General features: G+C 42.6%; 14 protein-coding genes. 7 read left to right on the top strand and 7 right to left on the bottom strand.

The window, feature by feature from the left end; all coding sequences use genetic code 11:
* Position 1 precedes the first annotated feature (1 nt).
* The 6 genes from PQO05_RS06875 to PQO05_RS06850 all read left to right on the top strand — a co-directional run bounded on the left by PQO05_RS06875 (position 2) and on the right by PQO05_RS06850 (position 4,480).
* Complete coding sequence (locus PQO05_RS06875) at positions 2 to 649, top strand: toxin-antitoxin system YwqK family antitoxin (RefSeq protein WP_273631963.1); 648 nt, start codon at positions 2 to 4, stop codon at positions 647 to 649.
* Positions 646 to 1,899 (top strand): hypothetical protein, encoded by a 1,254-nt coding sequence (locus PQO05_RS06870; RefSeq protein WP_273631962.1) that lies wholly within the window; start codon positions 646 to 648, stop codon positions 1,897 to 1,899. The genes PQO05_RS06875 and PQO05_RS06870 overlap by 4 nt, the downstream gene beginning before the upstream one ends.
* Positions 1,887 to 2,258: a hypothetical protein gene (locus PQO05_RS06865; RefSeq protein ID WP_273631961.1), complete on the top strand. Its 372-nt coding sequence runs from the start codon at positions 1,887 to 1,889 to the stop codon at positions 2,256 to 2,258. Before PQO05_RS06870 ends, PQO05_RS06865 begins: the two co-directional genes overlap by 13 nt.
* Positions 2,245 to 2,757 carry a PulJ/GspJ family protein gene (locus PQO05_RS06860; protein WP_273631960.1) on the top strand — a complete coding sequence of 171 codons (513 nt, stop codon included), beginning with the start codon at positions 2,245 to 2,247 and terminating at the stop codon, positions 2,755 to 2,757. Before PQO05_RS06865 ends, PQO05_RS06860 begins: the two co-directional genes overlap by 14 nt.
* Entirely contained in the window at positions 2,744 to 3,895 is a 1,152-nt protein-coding gene (locus tag PQO05_RS06855; RefSeq protein WP_273631959.1) for a type II secretion system F family protein, read from the top strand. The genes PQO05_RS06860 and PQO05_RS06855 overlap by 14 nt, the downstream gene beginning before the upstream one ends.
* A gap of 264 nt (positions 3,896 to 4,159) precedes the next feature.
* The gene (locus tag PQO05_RS06850; RefSeq protein ID WP_273631958.1) at positions 4,160 to 4,480 is read left to right on the top strand and encodes a helix-turn-helix domain-containing protein; all 321 of its coding nucleotides are present in this window, start codon (positions 4,160 to 4,162) and stop codon (positions 4,478 to 4,480) included.
* A 47-nt stretch (positions 4,481 to 4,527) separates the two neighbouring features.
* Here PQO05_RS06850 and PQO05_RS06845 read toward each other — a convergent pair whose 3' ends face one another.
* From PQO05_RS06845 to PQO05_RS06825, 5 genes are all read right to left on the bottom strand, one after another.
* The gene (locus tag PQO05_RS06845; protein WP_273631957.1) at positions 4,528 to 4,911 is read right to left on the bottom strand and encodes a hypothetical protein; all 384 of its coding nucleotides are present in this window, start codon (positions 4,909 to 4,911) and stop codon (positions 4,528 to 4,530) included.
* A gap of 103 nt (positions 4,912 to 5,014) precedes the next feature.
* Positions 5,015 to 5,659: a hypothetical protein gene (locus PQO05_RS06840; RefSeq protein ID WP_273631956.1), complete on the bottom strand. Its 645-nt coding sequence runs from the start codon at positions 5,657 to 5,659 to the stop codon at positions 5,015 to 5,017.
* 226 nt (positions 5,660 to 5,885) lie between these two features.
* Positions 5,886 to 6,848, bottom strand: coding sequence for a tyrosine-type recombinase/integrase (locus PQO05_RS06835; RefSeq protein ID WP_273631955.1), 963 nt, complete (start codon positions 6,846 to 6,848; stop codon positions 5,886 to 5,888).
* On the bottom strand, positions 6,832 to 7,728 hold the full coding sequence (locus PQO05_RS06830; RefSeq protein ID WP_273631954.1) for a tyrosine-type recombinase/integrase: 897 nt from the start codon (positions 7,726 to 7,728) through the stop codon (positions 6,832 to 6,834). The genes PQO05_RS06835 and PQO05_RS06830 overlap by 17 nt, the downstream gene beginning before the upstream one ends.
* Positions 7,729 to 7,731: 3 nt before the next feature.
* On the bottom strand, positions 7,732 to 9,231 hold the full coding sequence (locus PQO05_RS06825; protein WP_273631953.1) for a P-loop NTPase family protein: 1,500 nt from the start codon (positions 9,229 to 9,231) through the stop codon (positions 7,732 to 7,734).
* A gap of 266 nt (positions 9,232 to 9,497) precedes the next feature.
* On the opposite strand from PQO05_RS06825, the gene PQO05_RS06820 reads away from it, so the two are divergent.
* Positions 9,498 to 9,851, top strand: coding sequence for a helix-turn-helix domain-containing protein (locus tag PQO05_RS06820; protein ID WP_273631952.1), 354 nt, complete (start codon positions 9,498 to 9,500; stop codon positions 9,849 to 9,851).
* Between the two features lie 244 nt (positions 9,852 to 10,095).
* Here the strand turns inward: PQO05_RS06820 and PQO05_RS06815 are convergent, their stop codons facing one another.
* Positions 10,096 to 10,740, bottom strand: coding sequence for a DUF4738 domain-containing protein (locus tag PQO05_RS06815; RefSeq protein ID WP_273631951.1), 645 nt, complete (start codon positions 10,738 to 10,740; stop codon positions 10,096 to 10,098).
* Positions 10,741 to 10,758: 18 nt separating this feature from the next.
* Positions 10,759 to 14,145, bottom strand: coding sequence for a DUF6443 domain-containing protein (locus PQO05_RS06810; RefSeq protein ID WP_273631950.1), 3,387 nt, complete (start codon positions 14,143 to 14,145; stop codon positions 10,759 to 10,761).
* Between the last annotated feature and the right edge of the window lie 5 nt (positions 14,146 to 14,150).

The following is a 14,150-nucleotide window of genomic DNA, read 5'->3' as shown; positions in this document are numbered from 1 at the left end:
TATGAAAAAAATCATACTGTTAATCATATTTCCTTTCTATTCGTTGGCGCAAAAAATGCCGGATTTAGGGATAACTAAGGTAAGAATTGTCAAGATGGAAGAGACCATTGTAGCGGAGCTGGGCCCTGTATCACATCATATCGATGTACAAAATGACAAGCTTTATTACTGGTACAGTAGCAATAACGTGCATGCGACACAGGGTGGTTACAGTGGAGATCTGCTTAATGGCCTTTACACCGTCTATTACAGCAATAAAGGATTAAAAGAACAGGGTGCGTTTAAAAATGGATTAAAGGAAGGTGTTTGGAAAACATGGAATGAATCGGGTACTTTAAGCAGGGAGCTGACCTGGAAAAAAGGATTGATTAATGGTGACTTCAGATCTTATAATGAACAAGGCAAACTGATACAGGAGGGTAATTATAAGGACAACCTGCTTGAAGGACGTTCTAAGTTATATCTTGGAAACGATTCGACCAGGGTAATTAAATACCATCATGGGCAAATTGATAACGCCAGGGATTTATCTATATGGCAGAGACTTTACCTGGTTAAAAGGAAGACTGATAGTACAGCAATTAAACCTGTTGAAAAGAAACATCCCAAACCAAATCCGGGCGATAAAACAAGCATTAATAAATCGTGATCAAAGCCTCTGCTTTATATATTGTTATTATTATAGCATTGGTTATAGCAGTGCTTTGTTCATCGCTTATTGTCGCGGGATATTTCTATAAAATTCAGTACCAGCGAAAATTCAGAGGTGATTTGCTGTACAGTAATGTGTGCTCAGGAACCAATATTTTATTGGCAGAAGATGAGCATAGCTATTCTTCCAGAAAAGTAAGCTTATTTGGTGGTGATCAGGATTCGGTTATCCTTAAAAGAATCAACTGGGGATTGTACGATGTAGCTGTCGCACAGGCTTTTATTCATAATGATACCTTGACAAAAATATTTTCAACCGGTTATCTGGCCGATTCGGCTAAATGGGCGGCGTTGTATCTCATTGATGAAGACAGGCCTATATCTGTCAGCGGAAAAACCCTGATTAAAGGCGAGGTCTTCATTCCTAAAGCCGGAATAAAAGAAGCATACGTCGATAACATGGCCTATCAGGGAGATAAAAAACTGGTGGACGGTTTAAAAAAAACGAGTGATAAAAAGCTACCTGTGTTAACGGAAAGCAGCTATGCAAATTTAAAAAAGCTCTTATCAGTTCAGGCGGATGCAGATAGTAGCCTGGCAATTGCTGATTCAATGTTTAGATCTTTCGATGCGCCTTTAAAACTGATTGGTTTAGGTAAACAGGCAATACATTTGCGTAAAAAAATGGATGGCTATATTTTAATCAGGTCTGACACGACCATTACGATAGACAACACATCAATATTGGATCACGTAATTATTTTTGCCAGGTCAGTTAATGTTGAATCAGGTTTCAAGGGTAATTGTCAATTGTTCGCTTCGGATTCCATTCATATCCAATCAAACTGCCATTTTAATTACCCCTCGGTTATCGGTTTGTTATCTCAAAATCAGTCAAAAAACAAAGAGCCTGGTAAAATTATTATAGATTCCGCAACAACCATTGATGGCACGGTCTTTAGTTATGATCCAAATGCTTCGGCTATAAGGCCGGTAATTATTTTAGGAAGTCAGACAACCGTTAATGGCCAAATTTATTCGCAGGGGATTTTAAGTTACAAAAAAAACGTTGCTGTCAATGGCAGTGTTATGACTAATCGGTTTATTTATCAAAGTGGTTACACGATGTATGAGAATTACCTTATCAATTTCAGGGTAAACAGTGTCCCGCTTTCTAAATATTATTTAACCAGTGAGTTGTTGCCTTTTGCATCAACTAAAAGAAGAGTATTAGAATGGTTAAAGTAGTCCGTTTCCTAATTAATAAAAAAGTGCAGGCTTCTACCATGATAGAAATGATCGTGGCGATGACGGTCATTATATTAGTTATTGGTTTAGGCCTGATGATACTTTCAAATGTGATGAGATTATCATTATCTGGCAAGCAGATTAAAGCTAATGCGTTGCTTCAGGAGGAGTTAATTAAAACAACAAATTCAGGACAGGTGACCAACGAAAGCCTGATAAAAAACGGCTGGCGCATTGATAAAACATTTAAGCCGAATATCTATGGCGAATCTTTACTCGAAGCCGATTTTATAATTTACGATCAGAATAATATAAAAATTGCTCATTTGGAAAGTATTATAGTTCATGAAATTAGATAGTTGGGTAAAAGCTTTCACGATCATGGAGGTTGTGATAGCTGCTTTAGTTGCAACACTGGTGATCACCATGGCTTACACCGCTTATTTGATGATGAACCATGCTTATTTAAATTTTACCAATAAAAATGATGATATGCAGGTATTATTGAGATTGGACCAATTATTAAAAAGGGATTTTAATCATAGCCAAAGGATAATGAGGGATAAACAGAACCTGTTATTTGAGGATTCTACGCAAACCGTAAGGTATGAAATCGGCCCCGAATTTATAATCAGGAGCGCGTTGATTTCAGATACGTTTAAAATTAAAACCACCATATTCAATACAGCTTTTGCGCATCACTTTGTACCTGAAGAAGGGGCGGCAATCGCTGAGGCCCAACCCATTGATGAGTTAGCATTGGACATTCTGTTTCGTTCCGATACAATATCTTATCACTACAATAAAAATTATAGCTCAAAAGACCTTATTAGAATCACACAATATGCCATCAATTGACCTGCGCAGATACGAGCGCAAAGAAATACCAAAACAGAAGGCAAAAGAATCTGGGGGGAGTGGTATTATAGAGTTATTAAACCGTGACATCACTTTTGGTAAGAATGAGTTAAGCGATAAAAAAAAAGAAAGTTTTTATCTTGAATTGGGCTCACTGCTACAGGCCGGTATAAATTTAAAAAGTAGCCTGGAGCTGATTACCGCCGACCAGACCAAGCAGCAAGATAAACAGCTATTAACGAATATACAGAAAGCCGTTTTAAATGGAGACGCATTGTCTGTAGCATTAAAGGCCAGCACCCGCTTTTCATTATATGAAACATTTAGTTTACAGATCGGTGAGGAAACAGGGAAGATCATTGAAGTATTGAATGATCTGGCTAAATATTATCAAACAAAAATTAAGCAGCGCCGGAAGATTATTTCCGCATTAACTTACCCCTGCATTGTCCTGGCCACCTCAGTGGGGGCTGTAACCTTTATGTTGAAATTCATTGTGCCGATGTTCAGTGAGATTTTTCATCGCTTCGGAGGTCAGTTGCCGTGGATTACCCAAAAAATAGTCGGCTTGTCGAATGCGTTGGAAAATAACTTTTACCAGGGATTGGTTTGTATTCTGATCATTATAGGCGTGGTGTTCAAAATACGGGACCGTCCACAGTTTAGAAAAATAGTTTCTTCAGTTGTATTGAAATTACCGGTTGTCGGCAACCTGGTACAAAAAACATACCTGGCACGTTTTTGTAACTCCATGCGCCTGTTGATTAATGCTAAACTCCCTTTGTTAAAGGCGATCGCGCTTATCCGGCAAATGATCAACTATTACCCGATCGAATCGGCGCTGCAAATCGTTGAAGATGACATCATGAAAGGAATGCCCTTACATCAAAGCCTTCAGCGCTTTACTATTTTCCCACCTAAAATGATACAACTGATTAAGGTGGGTGAAGAAACCAATCAGCTTGATTATTTCTTTGCCCGGATATCAGAGCAGTATATTGAAGAGGTAGAGTATAAGACATCAACACTGAGCAGCGCAATGGAGCCGCTGATTATCCTGTTTTTAGGCTTTGTGGTGGGTATTATTCTGCTGTCTATGTATTTGCCGCTATTTCAAATGAGTAATATTTTGCAATAAATACAGGCTATAAGTTCAGAACAAAATTTAAACGAGTACTGCCTAAATGATTTGAAAGCTCGCCATTTTATCTAATCACTAAAGATCGATATCATGACCCACTCATTCGTGTAAGAGAGATTACAACACTATCTGATGAAGATAAAAGGCAACTATACGCTGTGATAGATGCTTTGCTACAAGACTATAAAGCAAAGAGATAGGAAATAGAAAAGCCCAGCACGATGGTGCCTGTTGCACAACTCTGGGTTGATTAAAGAGCAAATGGCCATCCTGCCATTTGCTCTTTTTTGTTTTTGCAGAAGTTCCGCAAAACAGACCTATATTCAGATTGGCCGTTACGAAATGGGCAAGTCTGTACCATCTTCTGATGGCGTACAAAAACTGGCGCAGGCGTTGGATACGACAACCGATTATTTAATGAATGGCGATCACGATGAGGCTGTAGCGGCGCAATTAACTGACCGGGAACTCCTCAAACAATTCAAAGAAGTAGAGATGTTAAGTCCCGAAGATAAACACCTGGTTAAGACTTTTATTGATGCCTTTCTTACTAAAAGACATATTCAGGAGTTAGCTAAGTAAAGATATTATAAACGAATAAAGCCCTTCAATAGGGCTTTACTTTGTATTCACTTTTTCACCCTATCCAAGGTTAATGTTTCAATAACTTGGGAAGTGTCTTTGTTTTTTATTTTAACTACAAATATCGGAATTGAGTCTGGGAAGACTATTCCGTTATATTCTTTATAAACAAGATAGGTACCTGGCGCTTTGAATCCTTGTATCTTCCAGCTAATGCCATACCCGGTATATTCGGTAGAAAAAGGTTGAGTTGAGACTATAACTAATTGTGACTGGCAACAATTTATTTCTTTCTTTAGCCATATGTTATCCTCTCTCCAAAATTTCCTTTCTGCAAAAACCGTCTTTATGCCTACAGAATTAATAGAGTTACCTCTAACTTTATACTCACATATAAACGTTTCGTGTCCTTGAGATTCCTCTACAGACATACTCATTTGCGGCCCGGGCGATTATTAATATTAAAGTCGCAAGAGCACATAAAAAGTACTCCTGCCATTAAAAACCCACACATCCAGAATTTTCCATTCATCTCTATTTCCCTGGCTTTATTATTGTTCCTTTATTATTCTCCTTTATCCGCTTATATTTGTGATTAGGGCTAAGTGCTTGTGCTATAGCCACTAAGCCGAGAGCGTGTGGCATACCTGTAGTTAAACCAGCAGAACCATCATTGAATCCCGCTTTTTTCAATCCTGTTTGGCAGGCAGTAGCACAACTTGATGATATAACATCATAAGGTTGTTTTAGTACTTCTTTTTCCCCCTCAATATTCTTCTTATCCTGTTCCTTGGTTGCAGGTATAATATAGCCTTCTGAATATTCTCTTTCTCCCGTTTTCTTATTAATTACAGGATTTAAATCACTATTCATAAAATCTTTTGGAGTTTTAAAACTACCTACGCCAACTTGCTCACCTGGGGCCTGATCATTTGGCCCTTTCATGCCTGAGCTTTCATTCGTTCCATTTTTTGAATATAATCTGTAAATACCGTCTTCACCCTGAATCAATTGAGCCATATGACCCTCGCCAGCAGCTCCATGAGGGGCATTCAAAACCACTGATGTATCACCATTTATGTCTATACTTTTAATTGGATTATTTAAAACATATACATACGATGAATGGGCATGATATTTCTCCGCAAACCTATCGATTGATGTCCACCTCCCAATCACAGCATCATAAAACCGCGCGCCATAATCGTATTGCCCCTTGTAAGTTTTATGATTTTCCCTGGTTTTTCAACTTGCACGTTTTCGGTGCTATAAAGAACGTTTAGGCACGTAAAGTTAAGAGATATTTTTTTCCATACACCCCCCGGTGGTTAGTTGATTTTTACCACAGTGGGCCGCCGGGTTGGTTATTTTTCGAGGATTTTTCCAGCACAACAACGCAATTTTTTTATGATAAAGTTAGTGGATGATGCTTATTTAAGGCTTCTTTCAGGTCTTCCAGATTGGTGGTTTTATACCTTTCAGTTGAGCTTACGTATCGGTGCCCGGCCATATATTGAACAGTGCGCAGGTTCTTTTCTTTGAGCCATTCCGTGATCAGACTTTGCCTGATCTGCTTGGCATGCTTGTATTTTGGGTTTAGTTTCCGAAGCGCGTAGTTGAGGTGTAAAAGGCTGTTTTTGATGTCTTCCAGTGAGTTTATACTGATAAACAAGCGTTCAATTTCCTGTGCATCTTTATAGTGATCCGGCTTTCGCCCCGGTCTTTCGGCCAAGCGCTCGGCCAGTATTTTTGGACGGATAACCAGCAGGTATTCATGCAGTTCGAGGATTTGATGAGGCTGTAATGGAAGTAACCGGCCCAATTGCCTGCCGGTGGCGGGGATGTGGATTTTCCCCTCCCTTAGTTTGAGGTGTTCTGGGCGTAGATGGCTCAGTTCATCTCGTGTAACGCCCTGATAAACAAGCAAACCAATGATGATTTTATTTCGGTAAGTCCGATTGTCTGTAACCTGATAACTTTCATAAAGCGCCTCCATTTCAGGCATAGTCAGCAGGTCGTGCGGGAGGTTTCTGACCGTGCCTTTCAGTATGATATCAGCTGCCGGATTGATGCCGATCTCCTGTTCCTGTTGCGGGTGCGAGAAGTAATACCGCAAAGTACGCATGATCTGGTTGATCAGCTTGATACTAAAGCCTTTCTGCCTTAACTGGTCGGCAAACTCCATTACGTCGGCATGGGTGAGCTGCGCCAACACCAGGCTTTGGCCGGTGAGCCATTCCTGGAATGTAGCGGTATAGTTGATGGTTTGGTGTATGTAGCTGTGGCTGAACTGCTCTTGTTTCAGGTAAGCCCGGAAAGGTTCTAAAGCGGCTAAGGTAGCCGGAGCGAACTCATATTTTTTGTTCATGCTGTAGGTGGGCGTAGATCTGGGTACTTTCCATGCTGCCATGCCCTAAAAAGCGTTGTATTTGTTCAAGTTGCATTCCGGAATGTAGCAGATGGCTGGCAATGCTGTGCCGCAGGGTATGCAGGCCCACGGGTTTAGGGATAGCCGCCGCTGTTTTCAGCGTTTGTAAGCGGTCATAACAGGTTTGGCCGGTGAGCCGTTTACCACTGACATTAAGCAGTAACGCGTCTTCTTTTTTGTCACCTGCAAAGTGTGGCCGGGCATACAGGATGTAGTTCTCCAGGTCGGTTTTAGCGGTACCAGCCAACGGCACATAACGCTCTTTATAACCTTTGCCTTTGCGGACGTAAACCAGTTCTTTATCCGGCAGGATGTCGCGGACATTGATATTAACCGCCTCATTTTTCCGCAGGCCACACCCGTAATACAGGGCAAGCATCGCCCGATCCCGAAGCCCGTAGATATCATCTTTTACCACCTCATATAGCTTGCTGATCTCGGCCAGGGTGAGTATGCTTTTGATATTGGTGCTTTTGCCTTTGATGCGGAGTTTTACCGTAAAACTGGGTTGGCCGCTCTCCATCAGGTAGCGGCTGAACTTGCGGATCACCTGTAAGTGTTTGCGGATATAGTTCAGGCTGATCGCACCGGCAGCGGTCTGGCTGGGTCTTTCATGCAGGTGTTCCAGGTATTGTTTAAGATGCTCAGGCTGTATATCATGCGGATGGTCGCAGCCCTGCGCCTCAAGGTAAAGCAGGAACTCGGCCAGCATTTTAGGCATATCGCGGGGACTGGTAGGTTCAAAGTTGAGTATCCGGAGCCATTGAGTAAAGCCTGCATGCAGCCGGATATATAATGGATTTATTAAGGTGCCTTGCATTTTCTATTGTTGTTGGGCTACTGCGGTTTTCTTGCTGGTTTTCTGCACGTTATGTAACCCATCAGGGCTTTGGGCTACACCTGGGCTACCATGATTTACCTTACCTATCTCTGCAAGGATATTTTCCATCATTTCATGGGCATCATTGGTCAGGGTTTCCAGATCATCCCAGCTTTGCACTTTGTATTCAAAGCCCTTATACCGGCTGCCGCGAGCTATTTTGATATAACCCATGCGTTCCAGTTCATACAGATAACGGCTTACACTGCTCGGGCTAAGGCGAAAGACGGGGCGCACTTCCTTGCTGTAGAAGGTTTCGCTGTCGTTTTGCCTTAGCCAGGCTTTCAGCTTTTCAAAGAATGAACGGCAGGCATCGTTCAGCTCATCGCTCTTTTTAAGCAGGGTTGTTTCCAACAGTGAAAAGGCCACCTCAATATCTTCAATCGTGGTTTCTACGTACTGCTCACCGGTCGTGATATCGGTTTGCAGCTCCCGCTGATATTGATGATAGAACGTTATTGTTTCGGTAAACAACAATAGCAGTAGCATGGTGCGCCTGGGTTTAAAGATAGCCTCCGGCAGTTGCAGGTAAGTGGCGAACGGGTTTTTAACGCTGACCGGCTGCAGCAGGCGCTGCACGTTCTTCAATTGCTCACGCACGTTGCGCTCGGCCTGGTGATCAACCAGCCCCGCACTTTGCTTGCGCTGGTAGTCCATGATCTTTTTATCCTGCTCAGGGCTGTCGTCCGTGTACAGCAGGATGCAGCGGTTGGCGTTATCCTCATACAGTTGTTCGCGGGTGGTACACCCGCTGACACATACAGGCCCTTCAACATTAAGCGTTACCGTTTTCAGGTTACCCTTGCTGTCTTTCAGGGTGACGGTCTTGCTGATCCGGCGCTTGCTTTGCAGTTCCCGGAGCGGGTACAGCACGTTATCGGCACCATCCATATCCTCGATCAGCAACAGTTTGTTTTTAAGCTCATCTTTGCCGAAGTAGTAAAACGCATTCATGGAAAGCATGGTGATCTCCAGCTTATCTTCTTCCGGGATCAGTTCGCTGACACGTTCCTGAAGCCAGGTCTTGCCGGTGCCCGACGGCCCCAGGCACATCAGGTGCAAAGGCGTATTGCGCTTGCGCGAGGTGTAGACCAGGAAAGCGATCAGGCTGTTCACTTCTTCGCCGACAATGCCGCTGGCCGAGATGGCCTGCCTGGTTTTACCGAGCAGGCCTGGCGCTTTGAGGTATTGCAAGGCGATCTTGCGCTCGGCCTCGGTGAGCTGTTTCTTTTCGGCCTGTTTAGGCTTCATGGCTTCCAGCCGCTCAGTCCGGTAATCTTCCAGGGCGGTGGTCAGGCGGCTGATCACTCCGGCCAGTTCAGCGGCAGCCACATCCAGCGCATCACCGGCTTTCTCTATGAGCTGCTCGGTATGAATGCTGTTATACAGGTCGAGGTTGTGGCGAAAGGCTCTGTTAGTGTTGCTACCGCAGACTATCTTCAATGTGACTTTTTAAGCGGTCAAAGCCGATCAATTTGATACCGCCTAATACAGTAGTATGCAGTTAACCATCAATATACAAAAGCAGTTTAGGATTTTCTACAATAAGCTTAGGTACTATATTCATCGATATTTTTATTATATACTACTTTTTTATCCTGCAATAATAACTATGGCGTTCGCACAAACGCAAGTGATACTCATTTGTATTTTACCACGAACTTTATGTATCATTCTTAGTATTTTTGATGGAATAGGATTAAAGAATAATGAGTTTAGGAACCCGGATCAAGGACTTACGCATCCAAAAAAGACTGAAGCAGGCAGAGCTGGCTGAGATCGTCGGCCTGAACTCTTATGTGCAGATTGGCCGCTATGAAACAGGCAAGGCCAAGCCAGCAGCAGACATGCTTTCCAAGCTGGCAAAAGCATTAGATACCACTACTGATTACCTGGTGAATGATGATATGAACGATGCTTTCGTAACAGCGCAATTGACCGACCGGGAACTGCTTAAACAGTTTAAAGAAGTAGAACAGTTCAGTGCTGAGGATAAGCAGGTTGTAAAGATTTTTATTGATGCCTTTATCACTAAAAGGCATATTCAAGAATTGGCTAAGTAAAAGCTATATAACGAACAAAGCCCCAATCGGGGCTTTGTCATTTAGGATTATTTTGTTTTTTTCTTCAGCTTCTCAGCTGTTTTTTTTGCTTTCGAGCTATCAGCGAATGCGTAGGGATTATTCTGCTTCGGGTCTTTTTTTCGCATCATGTGATACGCTCGGTGAGCGCTATCTTGTTGCGTAGTTTGAGCGCCTACTGTATAACTTAGACTTAATAATATGAACAAACTCAAGATTTTCATGATCAATTTTTAGCTACTTTATAATCACCATTTTTATCAATAATCAAGGTGACACCCGAACCAATTTCTGACCCTGGAATAGAGATAGAGTAATCAAGGGCTACTTGATTTTTATCTCCTTTTGTTGATGATAAGTAAGGTTTCATTAAGATTCCATAGCTTTTAAGTTGATCAGTTATAACAGAGCTGAAATTACCTTTCTTAATGGTTTTATTGAAGATTATATTCCCATTTTGAGTTATTACAATGTCGGATGCAAAGTCGTGTGTGATGAAATCACGAGGTGATTTTTCGCCAAAAACATACTTTTTAGGTATTACTAAACTGCTATCTTTTATACAATAGTATTTCAATTTTAAGTGTAAACTGTCACTTCCTACCTTCAACACAGTATCAATTTTTTTGACTTCGTTATACGATTTTGACAACAGTTCTCTTTCTTCGGTTGGCGATGGGGATTCTTCCTCACTCTCTGGTCTTGCTCCTTCAGCCATTTGCGCATCAATCGCTTTTTGTTTAGCATCAGCAGCCTTTTTTGATGTATCGCTAACGTTTGATGAATCAGTAGATTTTACACTTGATTGGCTATTACAGCTTGTCAAGATACCGAATGCAATTAGGAGTAATATTGAAAATGATTTATTCATCTTTTTATGTTTAGATTATTACATGTTGTCCATTATGTAGTTAAAGGTGTTTGTAACGCTGGTTTTAATAGAATTCCATAACCCTTGACTTTGTTGAGGTTGAGCAGCTTTACTGTTAGTAGGCGTTGATGGCGCATCAGGTTTTGTATCCCATTTTCGATAACCATCAACTCTTTGCCCCCAGTAGTTCTCTTTTCCATTTGTTACAAGATTACTTACTCTTGGGCCTGATGTGCCACTCGATGGTTGTCCTCCAGAGTCTATCATCTGTTCATTTACAATATTACCATCTTTATCCCTTTGAACCAAAGTAATGATACCCGTATGTGTTGAACCGTGCAGAATAACAATATTTCCTGGTACTACGTCTTTAGGATCGACTGGAGTGGTGTTATCAGCTATGTTAGTTACCCCATTACTGGTTCCTTTATTTGGATCTTTTTCTCCCCCTGCTACAACAGATTTTGACACCAAATTTGAACAATCGCATGGTTCTCCTGGGTTACCCTTTGCACCCATTTTATAAGAATTACCCTTTCCGTTATCATTCTGTTTTACAAATTCCCTTGCTTTTGCCTGAGCTTGTGCTCTTTGAGTAGAATCTCTTCCATCAGGGTCCATCAATAATATAGGATTGTTATAAACATAAGCATACGGTGTCCAAGAATGATGATTGCTTTCAATTAATGGATCGATGGTTGTCCAGCGAGCAATTACAGGGTCGTAGAAACGTGCACCGTAATCATATTGGTTAGTTAAATCTGTTTGTATCTCCTTTCCATTATAAAGATAACGGTTATTGTTTGAGTAATCATAACCTCCAGGTTTGCGCAGGCCGAAACTATAGTATTCATCTTCCTGCACCACACGAGCAGCCCCATTGTAAATATCAAAGCTCACCCGGTTATTGCCTAAGTGGTCTTGCAGATTGTATTCGTAATTATAAGTACCGTTATTATTGGCAATGCGTCCTTCGTCGGTTTGGATAAACGCTACGGTTCCATTTTTGTAAACTACACCATTAATATAGTCCCAGGTACCATCGCTGCCCGTATTACGAAGCTTTTGTCCTGAGGCATCATAAGTGTAACGGGCCACAATGGCATTATTGCGTTTGGTATCCTGCGGTAAGTTAAGCATATTGTAATCAATCTGCTGGCCTTGTCCGTCAGAGGTAGCGTTACCATTGGCGTCATAAACATAGCTGCGCGGACTATACCCGGTTACGGTGTTAAGCTGGCTACCTGTATAGCTGGTATAGTTGAGTGTGCCTGCATTAGCCCTGCTTAACTGGGTAATGTTGCCCAGTTCATCATAACTGATGTTTTCATCGAGTGCATCGGTTGCCAGTCCACCCGAGAAAGCGGCAACTTTCAACCTGTTCAGGTTATCGTAAGTATAATTAAATGTACGATTGCCAGGTTGGGCTGTCTTTGTCGTTAAGTAGGTCATCTGGCTGATGTTGCCGTTCCATTGCGGTGCAGCTCCTGTATTGTAGTTGAGCTGCATAGCAAACAGTGGAGCACTGCTACCTGTTAACCAGCCCCGTTCGTTGTACGTATAAGCTACCTGTTGTGCATTATTACCCAGGTGCTTGGTCATCAGTTGCCCAACCTCGTTATAATCTTCCTGGCTCAGTAACACATTGGCTCCGCCGTTCAGTTGTTCATTCGTCTGGGTTTTACGGCCCATGTGGTCGTAAGTGTAAGCTGTACCTACGGTTAATGCCGGGCTGCTGGTATTGGCCTGGGTGTAATGGTGCCTGGTCGTTTGGGTTACCTGGTCGTTAAAGTTATAACTGAAGGCCGTTTCATCATAATCACTGTTACTTGTGCCACCATTAAGGTAATGCTGCTGGTAGGTTTGTGCCTGCCTGCCTTTGCTATCGTAAAAGTGAACCGTCCATAACATGGGCCCAAAGGTGCCGTCGGGCAATAAGACAGCTGTTTTACTTGCCGTTAGTAAACCGGTTGGCTGTGTTAAAGTATTGCTTACCGTAGTATTATATGGGTTATTAGGATAATTATAGTTATCATAAAAGTTGAGTGTAAATACCCAGCTTAATGCCGGGTAACTGTTTAAGGTATACCCTAAGCCTGTACCGGTATATGTTTCATATTGCGCTGCGGCGTAAATGTTGGTTTGCAGTTGTGCCTGGGTTAATGCAGGTGTTGCCGTGTCTTTAAACAAACCGGTTAAGATCACACGGCCTAAAGCGTCGTACTTCGTCAGTATCCATTGCTTATTAGCCCGGTGGGTACCGTCTTGGGTAAGCACCAATTGATCAAGCTGGTTATACACCATGTATTCCCAGTCCTTGCCCGGGATCTTCTTTTGCACTAACCGGTTCCGTTCATCATAGTGGTAACCGTAGATGTAGTTTTGGAACACGCCATCGGTTTCGGCAAAACTGGTTGGGTAGGCACCAGGCATCTGCGGAATCACATACCGCAGGTTGTTCAGGTCGTCATACACATAACAGGTCGACTGGAAAGTATTGGTTCCTGATTGTACCTTTTTGCAAACTACGTGGTTTTCCTTGTCTTTGAACTCGATGCTTTGGTTACCGTTTTCATCGGTGGTAGTTGTTTTATACAACTGACTAGGGTCGTATGGACCAGTGCCTGTTGCCCCATTACCGTTACTGTTAACAACCCATAGTACTACTTCACCGGTAGCATTACTCCCATAGCTAACCTTTACCGTATGGCCTGCACTTGCTGTGGTATTGGGTGTACCAGCCGGTTGCCAGTCGTTACCCGGTGCGCCTTGTTCCAAAGTCCTGTTGAGTGGCGATGCTTCGAAAACAGTTGTGGCCGAAGGGATGGTAATCGTGGGCACCCCTGACGGCGGGGCATTATAAAAACTATTCTGACCGGTGGTCAATGCATCTGCTTTATAACTGCCATCATTACTGGCTGTGGTATAGGGCAGGTATTTGGTAGCCTCACGTCCAAACTGATCGTATGCTACCGGCTGTACCACATCGCGTGTGGCATTGGGGTTGCCTTTCACCTGTACCGTTTGTAGGGGCCTGCCCAGGCCGTCGATATATTGTACCGTCTGCATTACATCGCAGGTACTATAACCCGTATTGCCAGGAACGTAGCCAGGTATACGCGGAACTACTGTACTAACATAGTTCTGCGTTGTGCTTAATGCCAGATTGTTTAAAGGCAGGCAGTCGCCTACGGTATAAATATGCACCCGCTGACCGGCTCCCGGATTAATATGGGCATTGGTGATATGGATGGACCCGCTGCTATAGTATTCGCCCGATGATATGGTACCGGTCATTGAACCGTTTACATTGGTTTGGGCATGCACGGCAAGTCCTGCGAATAATAACAGTGATAAAGCAAAATATCGCCGCTTTATCCTGTTTAAAATATGTTGTGTTTTCAATTGAC

Source organism: Mucilaginibacter jinjuensis, from assembly GCF_028596025.1.
In the GTDB taxonomy this organism is placed as follows: domain Bacteria; phylum Bacteroidota; class Bacteroidia; order Sphingobacteriales; family Sphingobacteriaceae; genus Mucilaginibacter; species Mucilaginibacter jinjuensis.
Note: the sequence above shows the minus strand (reverse complement) of the source record. Positions and strands in the feature narration are given on the sequence as shown.

Excerpts from the sequence above, each read along its gene's own strand:
- PQO05_RS06875 (WP_273631963.1), top strand. The coding sequence starts at position 2 with ATGAAAAAAATCATACTGTTAATCATATTTCCTTTCTATTCGTTGGCG.
- PQO05_RS06865 (WP_273631961.1), top strand. The coding sequence starts at position 1,887 with ATGGTTAAAGTAGTCCGTTTCCTAATTAATAAAAAAGTGCAGGCTTCT.
- PQO05_RS06860 (WP_273631960.1), top strand. The coding sequence starts at position 2,245 with ATGAAATTAGATAGTTGGGTAAAAGCTTTCACGATCATGGAGGTTGTG.
- PQO05_RS06855 (WP_273631959.1), top strand. The coding sequence starts at position 2,744 with ATGCCATCAATTGACCTGCGCAGATACGAGCGCAAAGAAATACCAAAA.
- PQO05_RS06850 (WP_273631958.1), top strand. The coding sequence starts at position 4,160 with ATGGCCATCCTGCCATTTGCTCTTTTTTGTTTTTGCAGAAGTTCCGCA.
- PQO05_RS06845 (WP_273631957.1), bottom strand. The coding sequence starts at position 4,911 with ATGTCTGTAGAGGAATCTCAAGGACACGAAACGTTTATATGTGAGTAT.
- PQO05_RS06835 (WP_273631955.1), bottom strand. The coding sequence starts at position 6,848 with ATGAACAAAAAATATGAGTTCGCTCCGGCTACCTTAGCCGCTTTAGAA.
- PQO05_RS06830 (WP_273631954.1), bottom strand. The coding sequence starts at position 7,728 with ATGCAAGGCACCTTAATAAATCCATTATATATCCGGCTGCATGCAGGC.
- PQO05_RS06820 (WP_273631952.1), top strand. The coding sequence starts at position 9,498 with ATGAGTTTAGGAACCCGGATCAAGGACTTACGCATCCAAAAAAGACTG.
- PQO05_RS06815 (WP_273631951.1), bottom strand. The coding sequence starts at position 10,740 with ATGAATAAATCATTTTCAATATTACTCCTAATTGCATTCGGTATCTTG.